Source organism: Paenibacillus agaridevorans (assembly GCF_018604145.1).
Lineage (GTDB): Bacteria > Bacillota > Bacilli > Paenibacillales > Paenibacillaceae > Pristimantibacillus > Pristimantibacillus agaridevorans.
In genome coordinates, this window is the sequence record NZ_CP075889.1 from 5,670,478 (window position 1) to 5,693,632 (window position 23,155).

A 23,155-nucleotide genomic window follows, 5' to 3' on the forward strand; every position below is an offset into this window, starting at 1 on the left:
GAAGGGTGTAGAGCTATTCTCTACATTATATGGCGGTCCTCTCCTCCGATATGAGCATCGCATTAAAATCATTCCAGCGCGCCCGAGCTTGCCACATCAGCCCGAGCGTGCCGGATTTTAAGCCGAAGCCTGTCAGGCTCCCCGCATGATCTTGGAATCTCTCGGCAGAAGCAAGGCCAGCAAACCAAGGAGCGGCAAATAGGAGCATGCCTTGATAACCTGCTCGACGCCATGAGAATCGATCATGGAGCCCATGACGACGGAGCCGAGTCCCGCCAGTCCGAAGGATACGCCGAAAAATAGACCGGCAATCGTACCTACATGGCCGGGCAGCATTTCCTGGGCGTATACAATAATGACGGAGAAACCCGACATCAGAATAAGCCCGATTGCGATGCATAGCAGCACGGCGGCCGTCGGCCCCGCGTAAGGCAGCAAGAGCGAAAACGGCGCGGTTCCCAGAATGGAGAACCAAATCACTTTCTGCCGGCCGAACCGGTCGGCCAGAGGTCCGCCGAAGAACGTGCCCGCCATCCCTGCGAATTGAAGCGCGAATAAGCAAATTTGCGCGCTTTTCAGAGAGAGTCCATATTTGTCCATATAGTAGAAAGAATAGTAGCCGGTCATGCCGGCAAGATACACGAATTTCGCGAACAGCATCAGGACGAGCACGGACATGACGTAAATGATAAACGGTTTGCCGAATGTTGCTTTGCCTGCCGCACCGGTCTTTTTCTTAGCGACAGGACGGTCTTTCACATGCTCCCGATACCACTTGCTTACGCGCGTTTGTATGACAATCCCGACAAGAGCAAGCAGGACGAACCAAAGGAAACCGTATTGCCCTTGCGGGCTGATTACGTAGGCGACCATAAGCGGCGCGAGCGCCTGGCCGGTATTGCCTCCCACCTGGAAGATCGACTGCGCGAAGCCTTTGCTCCTGCCGGCGGCCAAGTGCGCGACTCGAGAGGATTCCGGATGCAAAATGGAAGACCCCACCCCGATAAGGACGGACGCAAGCAACAGATAAAGCAGCGATGGAGCGACGGCGAATCCGATCATGCCCAGCAGCGTAAATAACATTCCCAGCGGCAAAAGACTTGGCATCGGCTTCCGATCGGTGTAAGATCCGATTAACGGCTGCAAAATAGACGCCGAGATATTAAGCGCAAAAGCGACCCATCCTATTTCCGCAAAGCTGAGTTCAAGCTTTTGCTGGAATAGGGGGAAAACGGCGGGAACGACGGACTGCATAACATCGTTTAACAGATGCGCGGCGCTTACGCTAAGAAGAATGGTGAAAGCCGTGTTCGTACCGGCTTGGGCGACTGCCCCTCTTGGTGACATCGTATGTAGACATCCTTTCTGCCAATGATGTTCTAATGCTACAACCAAGCATGTCACGGCGTCGCTCGCGATTATTGCTCCCTTCGAGCACGAATTGCTATAGTCTAACGGGGAGATTGGTGAAAAACATGCAAATTCAATTATCGCTGCCAGATATAGAAGTTTTTCAAATCGCGAATGCGTTCGAGAACCTTCCTCATACGCATGACGGACATTATCAACTGACGATTCCTACGCACGGCACCTGTTACTTCACGCATGAGAATAAGCAAATGACGCTCGTGCCGGGAGAAGCGCTTCTTCTTCATGCCGATGACCGGCATTGCTTCCATATCGGAGACGACGCTGGAGTCATTATTGCCATTACGGAAGGCGGGCGATTTGACGCCTCTCTTCCAGAGGTACGAGGACGTGACGAGACTGCACTGCGCCTGCAGGTAGAGCCCGGCCTTGTTAAAGCCCGCTTCCGCAGGTGGCTGGATCTGTCCATGCCCTCCGGGGAGCTGCTGGCCGAACAGCAGTCGGAGACGCTGATCCTGAACGAACTGCTCGAGCTCATGCAGGGAGGCGGGGAGAAGGGGCTCCTGTCCGATAAGGAGCTGTCCCCTCAGTTGTCGGACAAACATATTACGCAGGCAGTCGAGTATATACGGGCTCATTACACGGAGGCGATCAGAATCGACGATGCGGCGGCCATTGCGCTCCAGAGCCGGTTCCACTTCATCCGCTCCTTCAAAGCCGCTACCGGCTATGCGCCCTATCAATATGTTCTCCATCTTCGCATGGAGGAAGCGCGGCGACTGTTGAAGGGGACGGCGCATACCGTGATGGAAATCAGCTTTATGCTGGGCTTCTCTACGCCAAGCCAGTTTTACCGGGTTTTCGAGAAGTCTACGGGAGCGACCCCGGAGCAGTATCGTCTACGCCAATAGGTGTGACGACCATAAAAAGAACCACGGCCCAAAGCTGGCGTCGTGGTTCATCTGATCTTATCCCATCTATCCTTCTCGGCTACATACTACTTCCCTTTGTTTGCTCATAGTACGCCTTCAGTCCGTCAACGATGGCCCGAGCCATCCGATCCTGCCCTTCCTCGCTCAGGATAGCGGTTTCCTCCGCCACATTGGACAGGTAGCCGGTCTCGATGAGCAACGAGGGAACCTTGCTCAGGGTGAGTACCTTCAGCTCGTTCAGACGGATCCCCCGATCCCTAAATCTCATTGCGTCTACGAGTTCTTCATGAATCGCCTCCGCCAGCAGCAGACCGTTATCGTATCGATAAAACGTCTCCGAACCAGAGACGCTGCTGTCTTCGTAGGCATTGCCATGAATGGAAACGAAAGCGTCGGCCGGCCAGTCATTGGCCATACCCGCACGGTCCTCAAGCTCCACGAACGTATCGTCCGTACGGGTCATCCGGACCTCGAAGCGCGAATCCTCCAGCAGCAGATCATACACACGCTCCGCGATTGCCAGATTGCTGACCTTCTCGAATATTCCGCTGAATCCCGTGGAACCAGGATCCTTGCCTCCGTGTCCAGGGTCAATCACTATTTTAAACGTATCCTTCGCCGATTCGGAATCGGAATCGAGGCCTCCCGAGCTGACTTGCTCGGTCTGATTTTCTTTTCCTCCGAGCGTTTTCGGCATCTCTCCGCCATTTTTCGCAAATTGAGTCATATAGAGAAAGATACCTGCAATGGCAACGAGCAGCAGCAGCGAAAGCGTCTTGAATCTGGCCGATCTTGAATATCTTCTGGTTCTTTCCATTAAGATGACGCCCTCCCGAATATGGATAAATGATGCCTCTACTACGTTATATCATCCAGAAATCATGGGATCGTCTACAACTTGCAACAAAAATGTCTCCAAATAAATTCTAACACGAAAAAAGATAGAGCAGTTCATTTAGCCAGATTAAATTTTAAAGCGCTTACTGCTGAAGCTCGTTGACGGGGACTCCGTCAGCAAGCATCCACTGACCCGACATCATAAACTTGATAAATGCCCAAGCTTCTTGTTTTACCGTGGATGCGGCGTTCATCCCGACCGTCGAATCGACATCTTCGGCGAAGCCCCGGTGGAAGAAGGACAGCGGCATCCCGTATAGGCCGCCTCCGACCTTTGCATGATCCAGCATGTTGGCGAAATATAGCTCACGATTAAAAGTCGCATCCCGCTCGATCAGTGTCTCCAGGTCGACGAGCAAGCCGCGCTGCACGTAATGCTCGATCGGCAATAGATCCATTTCCAAAATATCCGGCCCTTTGCCCGCCAGCATCGCCGCATTCGTCGTTTTTACGAATCTCTCCAGATCCTTCTCGAATCTGGAGTCGTTTGTTTGGATATAGTGCAGCTCGATCTCGATATCGGGATGCAGCGCTTCGAACCTGGTCTTCGCTTCCGCGAAGCGGACATCCGGCCAGAAGGTCGCAAATACAACTTTCCGCTTTCCTTTGCCGCCCGATGCCATGCCTTGGCCGGTTCCATGAATTGGGCCTCCGTTCCATGCGGCGCCTTCGCCACCGGCATAACTTCCGCCTGTAGACGTACCGCTTGCGCCTCCCGTAAAATTGCCCGACGAGCTGCCGCCGCCCGCTCCCCTTCCACTGCAAGCAGCCAATAGGATCACGAGCAATAAGACCAGCGCCACGGCCATGATTCCGATTGTCCCTCTTAAGGTTATCATTGTCGAACACACCCTCTCATTCTGATGTCGTCCGGCTTACGCTTGCACCTCTTAAATGTAGGACAATCATGTCACCAAAGCTTGCCCGAGATGTCTACAAGTTGTCATGAACGAAAGTCGATCACGATCTGCTGGAAGCTGTAGTCATCCACAGCCTCGGCTTCTTTCGCCACCGGCTGCAAGGCAGCCGCATCGTCGTAGGGTTTCCGGCCTTGGATGAGCAGGGAGCCCCCATCCGGACTCCATGTCAGCCCATCCGCGACAATGCCTCGGTAAACCGTTGTTTTGTGCAACAGATTGTTCCCTTGCAGCTTCGCTACCTCGACGGTTGCATCAGGGGTTGAGTAGGCGATGAAGGAGCGATCCTGCGACAAGGCAAAATTCCCGACCTGGTCCAGCAGCACGGCATAACCGTCATTGCGGAGATCATAGGCGAACAAGGTGCCGTCCGAGCCGGTAAACGCGACCCGGTCCTGATCGATCCAATCGACCGAACCGTTCTGGTGCATCGTATGCTCATATTGCGGGATAAACTCGCCTTCCTCCAGCTTGCCCAGTACGAAGAACTGCGGCTTTCCCTTCTCTTCTTTAATCACGATTGCGCTTTTTCCATCCTCCGACAGCCTGACGGAATAATAAAATGCAATCTCGCTTGGCTCCGGCATCCTGTACGTTTTCATGGCTCCGCTCTCCATATGGTAAGCTCCGATGCCAAGCTCCCCCTGCTCGGTAAAGGTGAAAAACGAAAAGTATGCGCTGTCGCCAGACCATGTAATGCTTCTCGAGCCCATCCTCAGAACGGAACGGAGCGAGCTCACTTCCTTCTCCTCCCCGCTTTCGAGAGATACAAGCGTCAACGCGGACTCCTGTCCGGCGTCCTCGCTGTAGGAGTACCCGATGAGGTAACGCCCGTCCGTAGACAAGTTTCCGATATCGAGAAGATAACCGTCCATTTCGCGGACGCGCTCAGCCTTCTCGAACGGCGTTGTATACTTGTCGACAATGATGTCGCCCTTGAAGCCCCACGTCACGCGGATCAATTCGTCGTTCCCGGTCCATTGGAACAAGCCGGCATACTTGACGTCCCCGTTCGGGAGCCGGTACAGCGCGTCGATCTCGAACGCGTCGCCGCCTATCGCCGCAGGCGTCTCTTCCGCCCCATCCGGTATGATGATCGTTTCTGTTTTAAGCGTTCCCGCGCAGGCGGAAAGCGCAAGCGGCAGCAGGACGGCAAGGAGACATGCCGCTCCCGTTATACTCCAATTCCGTTTCCGCTTCATACAGTCCTCCCCGCTTTCGCGCCGCGCAGCTCCATGGTTACTTTGTTCATTCCATCTTCGCTCATAATCGTAATCGTGCCGCCGAGTTCGTCCATAATCGACTTGGCAATGGCTAGACCGAGACCGACGCTGCCTTGTTCCCTGGCTGCTCTGCCTTCGGCCCCGAAGGGCTGGAACAAGCTTGCCAGCTTCTCCTGCGGGATCGGCTGGCCCGAATTGGCGATCACGATCCTGACGTTTTCTGCCGCAACCGAGCTTGCCGATGCCAAGATTTCCGCCCCGGGATCGCTATACTTGATCGCGTTGTCGAGGATGTTGATAAACAGCTGGCGGAGCTTGTCCGGTTGAGCCTCTACGAGCAGTTCATGGCCGGTCTCGCAACGGATGGCCTTCTTGTAACGCTGCGCCTTGAAAGACATGGCGTCGCATACATCCCTTAGGAGCGATCCGGCTTCGATCCGCCCGCTCTCCTCCCAGCCTCCTTGCTCCTTCGACGTTTCCAGCAGGGATACGACCATGCCGTGCAGCCGCTGGCTTTCGCCCACGATATGATCCATCCCCTTGCGGAAAAACGCGGGATCGCTCTCCCCGTTCTCCCGGATAAGCTCCGCATAGCCCAGAATGGACGTGAGCGGCGTCTTGAGCTCGTGGGTGACGTTGTCGAAGAAATGTTTGCCCTGCAGATGCAGCTTCTCCAGCCGATCCCGATCCCGTTCGATCTTCCCGATCTGGCTCTTGAGCTGACCGATCATGTCGTTGAAGTTGTCCGCCAGCCGGCCAATTTCATCGCGCCTGTTGACCTCAAGCCGGACGTCCAGGTTTCCCCGCATGACTTCGGTCGAAGCGCCCTCCAGCTTGGCCAGGGGCACCGAAATATGCCGCGACAGCAAATACGAAAACAGGAACGCGGCGCCAAAGATCGCCAGCGCGATGTAAAAGACGGCATTTAATATCCGGTCGGATTGCTCATAGAGCAGGTCGAACGGCTTCGAATAACGAAGAATGCCCACCTTTACGCCGTCGATAACGACGGGATAGGAATAATAAACCGCTGCCGTCCCGCCCTCATAGGAAATCGTATAAGCCGTCGCTCCCCGCGTTGCCTGCTTAAGGTCGTCTTCCCCCGCACCCGAAAACGCGGACTCGTCGGAAGCATGGATGAGCTCGCCGTCCACCGTGTAGGCGCTGACCTCGCTCGACATGGCGTACCTCAGATCGCTGATCATTTCCTCCGCGATTTGTCCGAAGTAGATGTCGTCATTGCCGAAGTGATTGATCATAAACGCTTGACGCACATAATTGTTGCTTGTTTTTTTGAGCCCGATCAGATCGTCGGTTATAATCTTCTGATTGCTGGTCTGGATGATATTCGTAACCGTCCAGCTGAGGAGCAAAAACGACACCGCGAAGATGAGGAAAAAACCGACGATGAACTTGGTCCTGATGGACCGGAATCCCCCGCGCATGGACTAATCCGCATCCTTCTCGAATTTGTAGCCAATGCCGAATACCGTCGTAATCAGCTCGCCGACATCAAGCTTCTTGCGCAGCCGCTGGATATGGTTGTCGACGGTTCTCGTCTCTCCGACGTAATCGTAACCCCAGACCAGCTCCAGCAGCTCTTCTCTCGTAAAGATTCTGCCGCGGTTGCCGCACAGCTTCAGAAGCAGATCGAACTCCTTAGGCGTTAAGTCCACCGTCTCGCCGCGCCGTTTTACCATCCGTTCGCCGCGGATAATCTCGATATGATTAAAGCGCAGCGTTTCTCCGCCGGCCTCCTCCTGCGAGGTTTGGCTCGCTTGCGCGAATCGCCGCAGAATAGTGCGGATCCTCGCGATAACCTCGCGCAGGTCGAACGGCTTCGTGATGTAGTCGTCCGCTCCGAACTCCAGGCCGAGTATTTTGTCGGTGATGTCGGACTTGGCCGTTACCATCAGGATCGGAATATTGTGGCTCGCTGTCACCTTCTTGCAGATGTCCAGCCCGCTGCCGTCCGGCAGCATCCAGTCGAGAATAAGCAGATCGGGGCGGAATCGCTCTACTTCTCGCATCCCTTCGGCGCTGCTCCCGGCGGTCTGCACCTCATAGCCCTCTCTCGTCAATCCGTATGCCAGCAGCTCCGCGATCGCCGCTTCGTCTTCAATGATCAGAACCTTTGTTTTCTCCATTGGTCGGCGTTCTCCCGTATGCCCTGCTGCAGCAGGGCGAAAGTTTGCCTCCATCATAGCATGAAGTTGTCATCAAGATGTAACGGGCTTCAATTCATCGAAATCCTTTACTCAACAAAAAGAAGTGGCTCCCCGTTAATGGTGAGCCACTGCTGATTAAGTCATTGGATTAACAACCGATTATCCATTCACTTTTTTACCAATGTGATATCATCCAGATAGACTGTCTCGTTGGCACCGACGAAATCCAACGCTTCAATCCCGATTAGCGCCTTGGCGACTGGCGTCCCGTTTATTTCCTCTGGAATATCGACTGTCATTTTCATCTGATACCAATCGCCGTTGCCGACGGTCGCTGACGTGATGAGCGGTCCCGCATACGAGCCCAATTGCGTGCCGTCCGCCGCCTGAATAACTACGAACATCTGAAGCGTCCCGCTTGTCGTCATGCCGGGCGGCTTATAAAGATAAGCGCTGTATTCGTACTGTCCGTAGCTGGTCAACGAGACAGGCTGGCTCGGCCAAATCGCCCAAATCTGTCCGGACAGCTTCAAGCTGTGTTGTCCGGTTCTGGCTTGTTCATCGCTTCTCGCCGTGACACAGGATGCCGGTTGGCCGCCGCACCCATATTGCCAAGGCCGGGCATGAGCATCCTCCCCATATCCGATTTCGAAGGAAGTATTCTTCAGCACGGAGGCTTGCGGGTCAGCCGCGATGGCAATTTCCGGGCTCACAAGCATGTCCTCGCCCTTATACGTCACCCGATATTTCACGGATTGCGCCAACTGAGCCGGGGTCACGCTCGGCACGGTTAGCGTCGCCGTATGCGCAGCCGCATTCCAGCTTACAATGGCCGGATGTTCCACCGCCCCCTCCTGACCGTCGACAATCGCTTGTACGGTGAAATCTGCCGAAACAGGCGCCATTTCCGGAGACTTGTTGAATACGGCTTGCACTGTTCCGTTCTCGCCGGTTACTGCCGTTAACGATAAATCATCAGCCAACCATTCCGTCAATGCAAAATCGTCCGCATATACCCAACCAGCGCCAATTGGCTTGTAAATGACGATCGTGGCATGGGAAAAACCTTCAGGAGGCGTAAACGTGATCGTATATTTCTTATACTCGTCAGAGTCAACCGTTACGTGGGCTCCTGTCAGTCCAACATCGGGAACGTCCCAGAAATTCATGCCGACCAAATTTAACTCCGTTGCATCCGAAGCTTTCGCATAGAATGTAAGTGTATAGGTTTTTCCGCTTTCAACGAATACATCTTGCTCGACGCTGCTCCCTTTGACCTTCACAGCTTGATTTCCTGCGTGTGCCTCATTCGTCAGTTCGGCAACCGTATCAGGAAAATCGAACCACTCCGTCATTCCGTCTTCAAAGCCTGGATTTTTTACGGTTGTTCCGTCCACTGACAACAAGATTAACTTCATTGCATTCCGAACGGTTGAGGAAGGCGATTCTTCCGCCAGTTGTCCAACACGTCCTACGATATCGCCCTCTGGATGAGTTTTTATCCAATTTGAAAGCGCATTTGTTTCTTTGCTCGAAACAACTCCCCAATTAAGCGGGCCTTTATATTGGTAAAACAACTCATACGTCATATAATCGGCAAATTCCGCAACAAGCGTCTTCCTTAGATCCATCTTGGCGATTCTGTCCAGTATTTTGTTCAGTAAATCCGTCGCTTCAGCTTCACTTGCCGGCTTGGCAATCTCGGCTTTCATGTCCGCATAGCTCAGCTTCGACAACTCATAAAATTCAAACATACGCAGCAAGTCTTGCGCCCGCTTCTTCTGTTGCTGCGTCTGCGCCTTGGCAACAACGGATTCAAGAAGCTGCCTGCTGGCAGCTAAATCGCTCTCCGATATGTCTCTCAAATAATCCGGAGAGAGCAAAGGCATAAAGTTAGGTCTTTCCGGTGCATTCTTCCACGATAAATACCATTCGGTATCGAATATATCCTGCTCCCAAAATCTTTGCCAAAATGCATAGTAAGCCTTAAGATCTGCCGCTGCTTCAGGTCCAACTGCCCGTTCGTACCACTCTTCAAGCAATGCGTCTACATCCTGTTGCGGATCCCATTGCAGTTTGGCTGACAAGTAAGGCTTTGGACCTTCACCGAAATTGGCATACAGCTCGCTATAGTAAGCACCTACTCCAATAGAAGCCGCATACCGGTATTGGTCTGCCATCAGTTGGAACGGCGTTCTCGGCAGCACGTAGGGCGAACCAAACAGGTAATCATAGAAGGCTACAGTCGCCCCCACTTGCGTCCACGATTCTGACAATTCGTATGCGGTCTCCCGCATGTCCGGATCTCCCCATGAGACACGCTCATCGGTAATATAGACGACGACTCTCGGATCAAGCTTCACGTCAGTTGGTGGATCGTAAACATTTAAGTAAGCATAGGTGCCAATATATTTATCCGGATGCTCGGCGAAGACGCCTTTCGATACTTGATCTACCCAATCGAAATAAATATCCGACATGTCGACCATTCCGATGGAGTTCAGCTTGGCCGAAGGATCGGAAGGGTCTGCCTCGCAAAATGCCGTTGTATCATTTATCCCTAACGAGTAGGAAGCAGCCTCCGGATGTGTATCGAAATAGGCATTAATAATATCGATCGATTCGGCGACGATCCCGTTTGCTTGAAAACAAGGATGTTCCGTTTCTATATTTTTATCCAGCGCATTCGGTTTATAAAATTGAGGGTATTGGGCCACTGGAAGCATTCGATATAAGTTATGTGTGAACTCGATGCCTCCATACATTTGCATTCGCAAGTTTCTCGCCCACTCGGCACGAAGAGGCAGCTCTTCAAGTTGTTCTTCGAAATTTCTAGTGAAAAATGTCGGTTCTTGCCTCACGTTATCGCCTATCGGGACGGCCAAGCTTGTCGCCTGCGGAACGTCTTCCCATTCTTCCCCCGGCATTAACCAGCGTACGCCTACGTAACGCTCCAGAAATTCGTCGACACCATACTCTGTTCCCCACGCCGCCTTACCAGCAATCGTAATTCGTTGACCACTCTGATGAAATACAAATCCGTCAGCCCCCATCCCATCAAGCAATGTGGATTGCTCCTGAGTAGACAAGCCTTTCTTGCCGACATAAATCTGAGTCCCTTCGTACTCTTCGGGCAAATCCTGCTCGATCGGCTCTCCGTTGCCGCTCACGGGAGAATCTTGATCGATTGCTTCCGCATGGACTAAAGTTGCATCGTCGATGTAGACGACTTCACCCGCAGCGAAATTCGTGCCCTCAAATCCTACCAGCGCGTTTACAACTTGCTTCCCATCTATCTGTTCGGGAATTTCAAAAGTCAATTTCATCTGTTCCCAATTGCCGTTGCTCACGGTCGTTTCCGTGGCTGTTCCCAAATACTGTTTCAGCTGCATGCCGTCCTCCGCTTGAAGATTGACGAACATTTGGACCGTCCCGCTTGTCGTCGAACCTTGCTGCGTATATAAATAAGCCGTGTATTCATACTGTCCGTAATCGGTCAACAAGACTTTCTGGTTCGGCCATACTAGACTCGTTCCGGACAATTTCAAACTATAATTTCCGGTTCTGGCTTGTTCAGCGCTTCTCGCCACGAGACTGGCCGGCGCTTCGAAACCGCCGTTCCAATATTCCCAAGGTTTAGCATTGTAATACCCCGCATATCCCGCTTCGAAGGAGGGGTTCCTGAGCAATGAACCATGTGGATTGGCAGGAATGATGATCGTCGGACTGGAGAACGTTTCCCCCTCTTTGTTTCTGACCTGATATTTCACAGATTGCTGCACATTCGCCTTTTCGACGCGCCCAACAGTCAATGCTGCCGTCTTCGCAGCCTCATTCCAGGTTAAGCCGGCCGGGCGTTCATTTTCTGTCGCTATGCCGTCAATAATCGCCTGTACTGTGAAATCCGACTTAGCAGGCGGAGTGGCGGGCGTGTTAAAGTACTCAACATAAATCATTCCGTTCTCGACTGTCACTTTGTCTGAATTCAGACGATCAACGAGCAAAGGCAGCTCAACACCCGTCGATTTCTTGACATACTTGATCAACTTGCGAGCGGCTTCTCTCGTCTGGTCGTCGGTCGTGCCGCTGATGACGACCACAGCTTCGGCGCTTCCCGCATTTACGATTTTCAGCTCCGTGTCCGGTTCAGGACTCGGACTTGGACTCGGCTCCGGGCTTGGGTCCGGATTTGTCGGCGCAGTCGCACCCGACCCGGACGAACTGCCCTGCCGATCCTTGTCTACCAACTTTGCTTCGATCGTCACCGTAATCTGACTGCCGAAATTCACTTTATCCGGCCATTTGTTCAAATTGGAACCGCTAACAAAAATGTTTGCAATGTGAATCGTCCCGTCGCCCGTTACGGTGGCGATCGCGTCGAAAGTAAACGTCTCCACGATTGTCCCCGTTTTCAACACGACATTGACTCTGACGCCTGCCTGGTGAACTTGCTCGAATCGGCCCAACAGAACGATTTCCCGCGATTGGGCGGAATCCCTTACATTGACCTCCACGCCGTTAAAGCCGTCGCTCGCGCCGGTCAGTTCTCCTTCTTCCAGAAAACCTCCGCTCAGCATGAGAACATTGGCAATACGGGTTGCGCCGGAGACAAAAATCCGAACCGGGCCGTCTTGCTTGTTTACGACAAGTGTCCCCGTCAACCGGGAATCCTTGATTTTCACACTGTTGCTCCCGCCGCCGAACACAAATGTTTTACCTTTAACCGTTACACCGTCCAGCACAATATCTCCTTCGCCGACACCTTGCGTAATGTAGAGGTCTCCGGCGATCACGAGATTTTTCAGTTCGACGTCGGCGGTGCTCACAACCACATTGCCTGCATAATCCCGCTCATAAGACCCTTTACTCCGAACGAGAGAACCCATGACGTTGTTGATCATTCGCACGGTCTCTGCTCTTGTGATGCGCTCTTGCGGAGCGAAGCGATTTCCGTTTCTGCCGCTAATGTATTGGCGGTGGTGCAAAGAAGCAACTGCCGCAGACGCATAAGCGGAAATGTTCGCTTCATCGCTGAAGGCGGCCCTTTCCCCTGCAAACGCGGCATCCTCCAATTGAAAAGCGCGCGCAAGTATAACAGCCGCATCCTGCCGTGTAATGGCAGCTTCCGGATCGAACAAGCCCTTGCCCATTCCTTGAATCATGCCGGCGGCATACACATTCGCAATCGCGCCGGCGTACCATGCGCCGCTCTTTACATCCGCGAACGGATTGGCGTCTGCCGCCTGCTCCGGCAAATTAAATACGCGATGGATAAGCGCTGCGAACTCTGCTCGCGATATCGCATCGTTCGGGCGATAATTTCCTGCGCCGTCTCCGGTTAACAGTCCGTTATTCGCCCATTTCGTCATCGTATCCTCCGCCCAATGTCCGGTCAGATCCGATTGAACGCTGACTTCCTCGCCTGCTGCTGCACGCTCGGCAACTTGCCCCCATAGCGATACCACCATACTCACTACGATTACGATCGGCAACAAACGCCGATTGATCGCCTTTGTCATTCTTGTACCCTCCCTTCAAAATATAAAGCGATAAGTTTCGAATGATGCATGATCGGGCACGCTGTTTCCTTGCAAGGTAAGACGAACGCCGCCATCCGGATGTTCAGTAACGCTTGCATCGGCTTCTGTCCATACCCCCTCGCGAGAGAGCTGTTCCACTTTAGCAAGCTTGCGACGAGTCGGAATCCAAAGAGCAAGAGACGGGTATGTCTCCAAGCTGAAGTTGGCGAGTCCAAGCAGCACTTCTTTATCATCTTCCCACCATACTGGATAAATATTGACGCCGAATTCGACCATGGCCGGGAATTCGCCTACTGTCAGATAGGACATGATTTGTTGATACAGCCATTGTCGCCCTGTCTCTTTCAACAAGCCCCCTGTATGCGGCACAACCACCATTGGATATGGTTCTCTCGTCACTACGACCCCTGAAGATTGTCGATTGCCGAGGTTATCATAAATCTCCGACCATTCCTCGGCGCCTTCTTCTGCCGACAGAATATATTCCGAGTGCATCGGCATATAAAGCCAAGCGATTACGTCCTTGTTTCGCAACCAATCCGGCGCATGGGGAGCAACGATACGCTCGACTGTGGTTCGATGCGACATATCCCCCTTCTCTACGCGGATCGGACTATTCCTCAAGATACCTCGCTTGCACAGATGATAATAGGCTTCGGAAGTGATCACTGTTCCTTTTTCCAGCCAGGACGTTAATGTCTCTTCCGGATAAGCCATCGCCTCTTTCATTGTGATCAATGTCGGTGTATGACTGCCTGGAGCAACAGGTATACCGATACGGGTAAGCGAATGATTAAACCGCATTGACGGTTCGTCGCTTAAATCCATGCCAGCGATCACATCAGGCTCGTTAGGGAAAGGCAGCGATGTTCCTCTTCGCACTTTCCCGGACACAGCATTGGAGACAGCTTGCAAATAAGCTTTTAAAGGTCCCAACGTTTTTTGATAATTGCCAGACACGTCATCAAAACCCAGGAAGCCGTCGTTAATGCTTAAGGTCAATCGCGGACTGAAGCTTATAGACAGTACATAAAGCTCCAAAGCAAGAGCGCGTGCGGATTTCCCTCCAATGGTCCAAGGGAATTGCTCGATTTCGGAGCTGAGTTGGCTGGGCTCCGTGATCATGGCAGCCAACGCGTCAAACGTCACGCAACGATCAAGAATGCCCGGCAGATGCTCGTCGGTATAACTGGCGCCGCCGAGTCTGATATGCGGTTCCGGCTTGTTCTTTGTCCTGAGCGCTTTGATCTCGGCATCCAAATGACGACCGTGACGCAGCATCATTTCAATCGTATTGGTCATCAATCCCATCTGAATATCAGGATTGGCTGATTCGCATGCCTCGCGGAGCAGAACGCCAAACTCGACAAGAATATCCTCCTGGAACGCCCGCCAGTCGCGACGAAGCTGCAACTCCACAGGCGTGCATCCTAGAGGGTCCTTTCGCAACGCCTCGTTGATTTCATCACGGCCATATGCAACTCCCATTCTATTGGAAAACGCCTCCATATGCCGATCGCAGAAGCATAGAAACGAGTCCGTTTGAGCGCGGCCAAACAATCGAAAATCGTCATCGATCCATACCGCATCGACATCTAGCGAGGCAAACAGCTTGTAGGCCCCGTAAATATAGGAACGAAATTCCGGACAAAGCGGACACGGACAGCCATGTTCGACTCTGCCTTTCCCATCGACCATATCCGTAAATGCCTTGGCATGTTCGGCAGGCAGCATATTGGCATGACCCAGAGTCACGTAATAGTTGACCATCGGGCTCATCCCGGCAGCGCGAACTTCGGCGAACCGTTTAGCCATCAAAGGCAGACGCTCCCGCAGACTCTCAAGACTCGGATGATTGGCTTCCAAATGCGTGCTGAACGCCATAACCGCATCAGCGCGAATGTTTTTGGCATAGGCCATAAATGACTTCCACAGCGCATCATCCTGCAAAATGGTAAATAGAGGGCGCAAAATATATTGCACCTTCTCCGGTTTAGTGTTCGAATTGTTCATTGTTCCAATCCTTTCCCCAATATCCACCAGGTTTTTATTCTTTTACACTGCCCAACACAATTCCCTTGATAAAAAATCGTTGCAGAAACGGATAAATGATTAAGATCGGAAAAGCCGCTACAAAAATTTGCGCCGCCCGACTTGTCCGATTATTCATCAGCGCATTCAACTCTGCCTGCTTGGGCGTCAAATAAGCGGGGTCCAATTTGATAATAATGGTCTGCAGAAAGCTCTGCAGCGGATAATGTTCGGTACGATTCGAAAGAATCAGACCATCAAACCAACTGTTCCAATGACCAACTACAGCAAACAAAAGCAATGTAGCCAACGCCGGCATGGAGAGCGGAACGAAAATCCGCCACAGTACAGTAAAATATCCCGCGCCGTCCAGCTTTGCAGATTCCTCAAGCTCCTTAGGCAAACCTCGAAAAAAGTTGAGCAGAATAATGACATTAAAGATCGGGACAGCAGAAGGAATGACAAGCGCCCAGATGGTATCCAGCAACCCTGTATCCTTAATGATCATGTACCATGGGATCAGCCCGCCGCTGAACAACATCGTAAAAACAAAATACCAGGCGTAAATCGTTCTCCCCGGAAATTGGCTATTTTCCTTCGACAGCGGGTAGGCGATCAAAATGGTCAGCAGCATGTTGATCGTTACACCGATCGCGACCCGTTTAATAGACACCCAAAATGCAACCAGGTATTCTTTTTTTCCAAATACATTCTCATAGGCGGCAGTCGTCCAATCTACAGGCCAGAACGTCACTTCTCCGGCGGTTACGGCGGAAGCGGAACTGAAAGACAAGGCCAAAATATGGAGCATAGGAAGGACGCATGTAATCGCCAGAAGCAACAACAGGCCATTGTTTATGATGGTAAACAGGCGATAACTTTTTGATACTTTAACAGCCACTATATTCCCCCCTAATACGCTGTTCTAAAAGATGCGATAATTCGCAAATCGGTAGGCTAAGACATAGGACAATGATATAAATAGTAAGGAAACAACGGACTTAAACAAGCCTATCGCCGTAGCAATGCCATACTGCGCTTTCTGGATGCCGACACGGTACACGTAGGTGTCGATAATATCGCCAGTCTCGTATACAGGTATGCTGTACAAATTGAACACCTGATCGAAGCCGGCGTTAAGCACGTTTCCAAGACTAAGCGTACCGAGCAGCACAATGATCGGCAGCATTCCAGGCAATGTAACGTGCCAGGTCTGACGCAAACGATTTGCTCCATCTATTTCTGCGGCCTCGTACAACACCGGATTTATGCTCGTCAACGCAGCCAAATACACGATTGTACTGAAGCCGAATTCCTTCCAAATGTCGGAGAATACCAATGTAAAACGAAACCAGCGATTATCGCCGAGAAAAAAAATCGGGTCCACCCCGAATACTCCGAGCAACTTATTTACAATCCCCTGAGAGGGAGACAAAATATCAATCAGAATGCCGCCCAAAATAATCCACGACAGAAAGTGGGGCAAATAAATTAAAGTCTGAACAGTCCGCTTGAAAACCGCTTTTCGAACTTCATTAAGCATAAGGGCTGCGAAAATGGGTACAATCATTCCGGCTATCATCTTCATTAAAGCAATAATAATCGTATTGCGAATAATCTGCGAAGTGTCCGGGAGGGAGAGAACAAATTCGAAATTATCCCACCCTATCCAGGGCGAACCCCAAATTCCTTTGTTCGGCATGAACTTCTTGAACGCAATGATCAGACCGGCCATCGGTCCGTAGCTATAAACGAGAACCAGCAAAAAACCAGGCAGAATCATCAGATGCAGAGGCCAATATTTTTTCACTGCGGCAATCATTTCTCTGTCTCCTTCCTCTACGTTACTGAAAGCAAGCGGGCGAGAAGACGGTTATTCACATCTTCTCGCCCATCCCGATGCTCTCACTCCATCCTGTTACTGCATGTTTGCATACCATTCATTTACTTCTTCCGTAATCTTTTCTCCGCCCAGTTTGTTCCATTCTTCGACAAATTTATCAAATTCGTCAATGGAGGCGCTGCCGATGATGATTTTCGCAAACATTTCCTTCTCTTTCGTCTTTAACAACTCATCGCGTTCGACCATTGTTGGAGTTGCGGTGCCATAAAACTCATTGAAATGATAGCGGTCCTCCTTGAAATACTCGTACATTCTGGTAAATGCTCCTTCTTCGCCGGCTATTTTGCTTTGCAGCCAGAAGGTCGTATCTCCCGCTTCATATTTTTTAAGCTGCTCATACCGGTTCTTAAGGTCACCGCTCCACTCGATTGCCGAAGGGTCATTCGTCTTGAGCGCTTCCGTGATGTGTTCCCCGCCCTGAATGTAAAGATCTTGCAGGAGGACCACAAGCGGATTGACGGCCCATACTTCCTTCCCTGTCTCTTTCAGTTCTTTACCAAAGCTGTAAACAGCGCGCGGTTCGCCTTCGGCTGGCAATCCTCCAGTCAAAACGCCAACCCAATGATTCAGCAGTTTGAACACAGCTTCCGGATTTTTTGCATTTTTGTTGATGACATAGAAGGAGTTTACCGTTGCCGATACTTGCGTCATGCCGGGTTTATCGTCAATGGAAGGGATCATGTACACTCCCCAGTCCTGCGTCACCTTATTATCCTTGACAACTGCGTCTTGCAAGGCAGCGCTGTACCAGAACTGTCCAAAAATCAGGCCCAAGCGGTCGTTTGCTATATATTCCACATTTCTTGCATCGTCATTAACAGCCGCTTCCGGGTCAATCTGTCCGGCTTTATAAAGATCCTGCAGTTGTTTTAATGCGGTCTTTACTTCCGGCTGTATGCTGCCATAAACCAATTTCCCCGAGCTGTCTTTCACCCATTGCCCAGGATATGCGTGGTAACCGTTAAGAAAGCCCAACGGTTGGCTTATCGTTTCCTTATTCAGTCCCAGACCGAACACTTTCCCTTTGCCGCCGGAGTCTCTCGTCGCGAACGCCTCGGAAATGGCCAATACATCCTGCATCGTCTTCGGTTCAGGCAGATTCATTTCTTTCAGCCAGTCTTTGCGCACCCACACCATTTCCGCGCTGTTGAAAGGACTGTTCGTCTGCGGGATTGCCATTAGTTTCCCGTTAAAAGTCGCAGACTTCATTTGTTTACCGCCGTCGGATGTCAACATTTTTTTTGTTTTTTCATCGGCATACTTCTCATACGCTTCCGTCAAATCCATGACCATGTCGGATTCGACCAAAGTCGTTAAATCCTCAGCCGATACCAAGAAAAAATCCGCCAGGTCATTGGCTGCGATGCTGATCTTGAGCTTGGAATGGTACTCCTTGCTGTCCACAACCCAATTATTTTTAAGGGTAATTCCCAAATCTCTTTCATAAGCATCGTAGATGGCGTTTTTATCCATCGTTTCCTCTGGATAAAAATACTCAGGCACGTTGCCTCTAAACGTCGTTAATGTAATCGGAGGATCATATTTACTATTCATATCGATTTTTTCTTCAACAGCCGGAGCCGATTCTACCGGTTTCGATGTTGCGTCATTTTGTCCTTGCTTGTCCCCATTCGTGCCGCTGCATGCCGCCATTACCGGAAGCAAGGCGACCATACAAGAAAGCGCAAACCTTTTTGTTTTGCTGAGACTCATATCATTTCCCCCTTAAATTGTTGTACATCTGTCTGACTGATCTTTACTATATACTCAGAACTCTCCTACAACCATAAGCTTTCCTAAACTTTTATATACATCTATAAACTACTTTCAATAGCTTCGTCAGTCAGCCTGTTTATAACTTGACGATCCTTTGGAAAAACTCTTATGATGGTTCTACTGTCAGAGCGGAGGGAGTGTCGTTTGTATGAGAATATCCATATTCATCAAACTAACCCTCGTCTTTTTGGGTGTTTTACTGCCGTTCTACGCAATGACGCTGCTGATGAACGTAAAGGGCTCGCAAAGCATTCATACGGAGATCAGCCATTCGGTAAACAGCCGAAACGCATTTTATATGCAAAATCTTGAACAGGAAATCAACCGCCTCTCCCAAATATTTTATGAATTTACGGTAGACAAGGACCCGATGCTCATCGGTGTATCAGAAAACCTGCACGCATTGGATTTGCAAGATAAAGTTAAAGTTTTACAAAAAAGATTGATTATGGTCAGGTCATCCAGCACTTTTGTAAACAAACCAATGATTTACTTCCCCCTTATGAATAAGATGATCACCCCTAACAGCGTGTACGACTATAACAAGCTTGATAATCCCGATGAGGTAGACAGACTGTCCAGAAACGTAGACCCTGGCCGAATCTTTCAATTGGAGGACGGGCGATTATTCCTGAGCATGCGTTATCCAATCGACATCAATTTCGAGCGCCAACCCTTGTTTGTGGTTATGATGGAGCTTTCTGCCGATCAATTAAAAGACAGCTTGCGTAATATCGTCAGCCCGCAGCAAGGCGATTTTCTGCTGATCCACAGGTCGGAAGACTGGATGCTTTCCAGCGCCCAGGATGATACGATATTGCAAAATCTGAAAGTGCTTTCCGAGCATGATCGAACAGGGGACGTTCTTTCCGGAGCAGGCTCTGTAAAGCTGATGACGACAACCTATTGGAAATCGTTTATTACATCGGACAAGCTCGATTTATCTCTGTTCGTCTATATTCCGGAGGAGAATATTTGGGGTCAGCTGAGGAGCTATGAAAAGTGGGTATGGGTCATTCTCGTCCTATCGATTGCTGCGATTATTCTGCTCGCTTTAACCTTATACAGAATTATTCATAATCCGCTCCGAGTGCTTGTTTCCGCTTTTCGCAAGGTGGAGCAAGGCCGGTTTGCGCCAGTTGCAGTGAAAGCGACTCGAGACGAATTTCATTATTTATTTGCAGGATTTAACCGTATGGTCTCCCAGTTGAACATTTTGATTCATGAAGTGTACGAAAAGGAAATCAGCTCGCAAAGATCTGAATTAAAAAGGCTCCAGGCACAAATCAATCCACACTTTCTATATAATTGCTTTTTTATTATGGGCGGCTTAATTACGGATAAGGAATATGACAAAGCGGCTGCATTTAACTACCACTTACGCGATTACTATCGATTCATCACGAAGAATGAAGAAGACCTGATACCGATGGAAGAAGAAATGAAACATACGAAGACCTATGTAGATATTCAGACCATCTGCTACGGAGATCGTATTGACGTAGAGATAGAGCCGCTCCCCCACCAGTTGGGAAAAGCGCTTGTACCGCGCCTGATTATTCAGCCGATTATCGAGAATGCCTATAAATACGCGCTCGCCGCTCACACCTCGCAAGGGGAATTATGGATCCACTATGAACGGGAGGATAACATCGTGAGCGTAATGGTTGAGGATAACGGAACGAACATCGATGATGACCGGATCGCCGCCATGTCCGCCCAACTCACAGCGACTGTCGTGCCACAGGAAGAACCGACTGGATTAATCAATGTACATCGCCGTTTGCAGCTTACGTTCGGACATGACTGCGGCCTGAGTTTCTGCAGATCTCAACTTGGCGGCTTATGCGTAATAATCAAAATGAAGCAGTAAAAAGATGAGGAGGAACCGGCATGTACCGAATGATGGTTGTGGACGATCTCCCTATTATTGTAGATCGCCTCGTAACGTTAATGGATGAATGCAAACAATTGGAACTCGAAATGTACAAAGCCTATTCGGCTTTTGAAGCCATCGATATTCTCAAAAAAATTAAAATCGACATCGTGCTGACCGATATTAAAATGCCTGGAATGGAAGGTATCGAGCTGCTTCATAAAATTCGTGAATATTGGCCTGGCTGCAAAGTCATTTTTCTGACGAGCTATGGGGAATTCCATTATGCGAAAGCCGCTATCTCCGGCGGAGGATTTGATTTTATCCTCAAGTTTGAAAGTGACGAGGTTATTATCAAAGCCATATTAAAAGCTGTGTCGGCGCTCGACGACGAGTATGCGACAATCAAGCAGCTTCATGAGGCGCAAATGCAAAAAAGACAGGCGGTCCCGCTTCTGCAAGAGCAGGTTTTGTACAATTTGCTGCTTGGAAAAGGAGAGTTTCGCCGCAGCAAAGAACAATTTAGCCAGACAGGAATCACACTGAATGGCGAGCTTCCCGTATATGTACTTATGGGCAGAGTAGACGACTGGGCCGCAATTACCGGGACGACAGATCGAAAATTGCTGCTCTATGCCGCGCGGAATGTGACAGAGGAGCTGCTCCGTGTATCCGTCGATATCGTATCGGTTACCGTCGAAGAATCGAGAATGGCTTGTCTGCTTCAGCCCAAGGCGATCTTGAGCGACGAGTATAAAGGGGAAGTAGCTGACGAGGTGTGGGAACGGACGTTTTTCTTTGTCTATGAATCCATTCCTTCCATTCAATCCATATGTCGCGATTTACTTAAGGTTTCGTTTTCTTTTGCACTTGGGAAACAGCCTGTCATGCTTAGCCAACTATCGGAAATGTTTGACCTTCTCCGCTCTCAATTTTTGAGCCAAGCCGGCGCGGGCAAAGAGCTCAGGCTTACGAATCGGACCGCTTCAGACACGGACAATCCGACAGCTGCCACCGCCAAACATAAAATGCAAAGCTTCGTGATCAAAAAAATAGAGCTGCTGGCGCACTATTTGAAAAATGGAAAAAATGAGGAATTCGACAGACTATTCGAGGAAATCATGGTCGATACGAGTCACGAATCGGTCTCCGGTTTTTTGAAGCTGGAGGTCTATCACAGCTTTGCCTCCATATTTTCGTCCTACTTCCGTCTTCATCCGCCTGATTCTGCTCTATCAGCCAGGATCGAGCTTGGCAAACTGACGCAAGCGAACCCGGAGGACTTGTCTTGGGAGGAAATAAAAACTTACTTCTCCGCAATCGCCAATCAAATCTTTGCACACAAAGGAGAAGTAGAAAAGCCTGGCAAGGAAAATATCATTTTATGGCTAAACGATTTTATCGAAAAACATATTGAAGAGGATTTATCGCTGACGCGACTGGCTGAAATCGTCCATTTGAATCCCGTGTATTTATCGCGCTTGTATATTCAGGAAACGGGAATCGGGATTTCCGATTATGTAAATGTCTGTCGCCTGGAAAAATCAAAAGAACTGCTCAAAAATACACACTATAAAATCTACGAAATTGCTGAAAAGGTAGGCTATGATTCGGTTTTGTCGTTTATTCGTTTTTTCAAAAAGCAAATCAATATGACCCCTCAGGAGTATCGTAATCTCTAATTAGGCTTAGCAAAAAGCATTCAAGGACAATAAATACCTTGAATGCTTTTTAGCATCAACCGCAGCTCCTAGTGCATCACCCAGCCACCGTCTACGTTTAACGTTTGACCTGTCATAAAATCACTGTCAGGCGAAGCAAGAAAGATAAAGCAGCCTGCCATATCATACGGCAGCTGCCGCCGGGGAATCGCTTGCTCTTGCTCCAAATAAACCCTTGTTTCTTCTTGTACGGAAGCATCCGGGAAATCAAGCAATTCCTGTTCCGTCCTAACTGCACCAGGCGATATCGCATTAACGGTAATTCCATCGCCCCCTACTTCGCGACTCAACGCGCGAGTGAAGCCGATGACGGCCCCTTTGGAAGCAACGTAATGAACAAAATTTTTCTGACCGCGGAAAAAAGTTACAGAGGCCACATTAATAATTTTACCGTACCCTTTGCTTCGCATATAGGGAAATACGGCTTTACTCGTCAGAAAACAGGATTTGGCATTGACAGCCTGCACCTTATCCCATTCTTCTCCAGTAATTTCATGCCAGGTTTTACGCGGATAAATACCCGCGTTATTAATGAGTATGTCCACGCCTCCCCACTTTGCTTCTATTTCCCGAATCATACTCCCGATCTGTTCTTCACTGCTGACATCCGCACAAATAGCGATTGCCGTTCCGCCATTTGCTTCGATCTCCGCCACGACTTTCTCGGCTTTTTCCGGATTGCCTATATAATTGACAACTACCTTGGCCCCCTCGCGGCCAAAAGCCAGACATACTTCTCGACCAATCCCGGTAGCGCCGCCCGTAACCAAGGCGACCTTATGCCGTAAACGCATAATCACTCC

Annotated in this window: 15 protein-coding genes; 3 read left to right on the forward strand and 12 right to left on the reverse strand. The window is 50.3% G+C overall.

The features are described 5' to 3' along the window. Positions 1 to 132: 132 nt before the first annotated feature. A complete protein-coding gene (locus tag KJW29_RS22840; protein ID WP_214626334.1) occupies positions 133 to 1,347 on the reverse strand; it encodes an MFS transporter in 1,215 nt (404 codons plus the stop codon). Positions 1,348 to 1,475: 128 nt separating this feature from the next. Between KJW29_RS22840 and KJW29_RS22845 the strand changes: the two genes are divergently transcribed. Further along, the gene (locus KJW29_RS22845; RefSeq protein ID WP_214626335.1) at positions 1,476 to 2,279 is read left to right on the forward strand and encodes an AraC family transcriptional regulator; all 804 of its coding nucleotides are present in this window, start codon (positions 1,476 to 1,478) and stop codon (positions 2,277 to 2,279) included. Between the two features lie 79 nt (positions 2,280 to 2,358). Here the strand turns inward: KJW29_RS22845 and KJW29_RS22850 are convergent, their stop codons facing one another. From KJW29_RS22850 to KJW29_RS22895, 10 genes are all read right to left on the reverse strand, one after another. Beyond that, positions 2,359 to 3,117, reverse strand: coding sequence for an N-acetylmuramoyl-L-alanine amidase family protein (locus tag KJW29_RS22850; RefSeq protein WP_214626336.1), 759 nt, complete (start codon positions 3,115 to 3,117; stop codon positions 2,359 to 2,361). 163 nt (positions 3,118 to 3,280) lie between these two features. After that, complete coding sequence (locus KJW29_RS22855; protein WP_214626337.1) at positions 3,281 to 4,036, reverse strand: type 2 periplasmic-binding domain-containing protein; 756 nt, start codon at positions 4,034 to 4,036, stop codon at positions 3,281 to 3,283. A gap of 104 nt (positions 4,037 to 4,140) precedes the next feature. Beyond that, complete coding sequence (locus tag KJW29_RS22860; protein ID WP_214626338.1) at positions 4,141 to 5,316, reverse strand: WD40 repeat domain-containing protein; 1,176 nt, start codon at positions 5,314 to 5,316, stop codon at positions 4,141 to 4,143. Continuing rightward, the gene (locus KJW29_RS22865) at positions 5,313 to 6,782 is read right to left on the reverse strand and encodes a sensor histidine kinase (protein ID WP_214626339.1); all 1,470 of its coding nucleotides are present in this window, start codon (positions 6,780 to 6,782) and stop codon (positions 5,313 to 5,315) included. The genes KJW29_RS22860 and KJW29_RS22865 overlap by 4 nt, the downstream gene beginning before the upstream one ends. Before the next feature lie 3 nt (positions 6,783 to 6,785). Beyond that, the gene (locus KJW29_RS22870; protein WP_214626340.1) at positions 6,786 to 7,484 is read right to left on the reverse strand and encodes a response regulator transcription factor; all 699 of its coding nucleotides are present in this window, start codon (positions 7,482 to 7,484) and stop codon (positions 6,786 to 6,788) included. A gap of 188 nt (positions 7,485 to 7,672) precedes the next feature. Continuing rightward, a complete protein-coding gene (locus KJW29_RS22875; protein WP_214626341.1) occupies positions 7,673 to 13,024 on the reverse strand; it encodes a DUF4838 domain-containing protein in 5,352 nt (1,783 codons plus the stop codon). Between the two features lie 15 nt (positions 13,025 to 13,039). Then, positions 13,040 to 15,058, reverse strand: a complete 2,019-nt coding sequence (locus tag KJW29_RS22880) for a hypothetical protein (RefSeq protein WP_214626342.1) — start codon at positions 15,056 to 15,058, stop codon at positions 13,040 to 13,042. Positions 15,059 to 15,092: 34 nt separating this feature from the next. Beyond that, positions 15,093 to 15,977 carry a carbohydrate ABC transporter permease gene (locus KJW29_RS22885; protein WP_425517445.1) on the reverse strand — a complete coding sequence of 295 codons (885 nt, stop codon included), beginning with the start codon at positions 15,975 to 15,977 and terminating at the stop codon, positions 15,093 to 15,095. A gap of 24 nt (positions 15,978 to 16,001) precedes the next feature. Further along, the gene (locus KJW29_RS22890) at positions 16,002 to 16,898 is read right to left on the reverse strand and encodes an ABC transporter permease (RefSeq protein WP_214626343.1); all 897 of its coding nucleotides are present in this window, start codon (positions 16,896 to 16,898) and stop codon (positions 16,002 to 16,004) included. A gap of 96 nt (positions 16,899 to 16,994) precedes the next feature. Beyond that, on the reverse strand, positions 16,995 to 18,692 hold the full coding sequence (locus KJW29_RS22895; protein WP_214626344.1) for an extracellular solute-binding protein: 1,698 nt from the start codon (positions 18,690 to 18,692) through the stop codon (positions 16,995 to 16,997). A 211-nt stretch (positions 18,693 to 18,903) separates the two neighbouring features. Here KJW29_RS22895 and KJW29_RS22900 point away from each other — a divergent pair, with 211 nt between their 5' ends. Together KJW29_RS22900 and KJW29_RS22905 are read left to right on the forward strand one after the other, a co-directional pair. Then, positions 18,904 to 20,628, forward strand: coding sequence for a sensor histidine kinase (locus KJW29_RS22900; RefSeq protein WP_214626345.1), 1,725 nt, complete (start codon positions 18,904 to 18,906; stop codon positions 20,626 to 20,628). Between the two features lie 20 nt (positions 20,629 to 20,648). Continuing rightward, the gene (locus KJW29_RS22905) at positions 20,649 to 22,313 is read left to right on the forward strand and encodes a response regulator transcription factor (protein ID WP_214626346.1); all 1,665 of its coding nucleotides are present in this window, start codon (positions 20,649 to 20,651) and stop codon (positions 22,311 to 22,313) included. 68 nt (positions 22,314 to 22,381) lie between these two features. Here the strand turns inward: KJW29_RS22905 and KJW29_RS22910 are convergent, their stop codons facing one another. Beyond that, the gene (locus tag KJW29_RS22910) at positions 22,382 to 23,146 is read right to left on the reverse strand and encodes an SDR family NAD(P)-dependent oxidoreductase (RefSeq protein WP_214626347.1); all 765 of its coding nucleotides are present in this window, start codon (positions 23,144 to 23,146) and stop codon (positions 22,382 to 22,384) included. Positions 23,147 to 23,155: the final 9 nt, after the last annotated feature.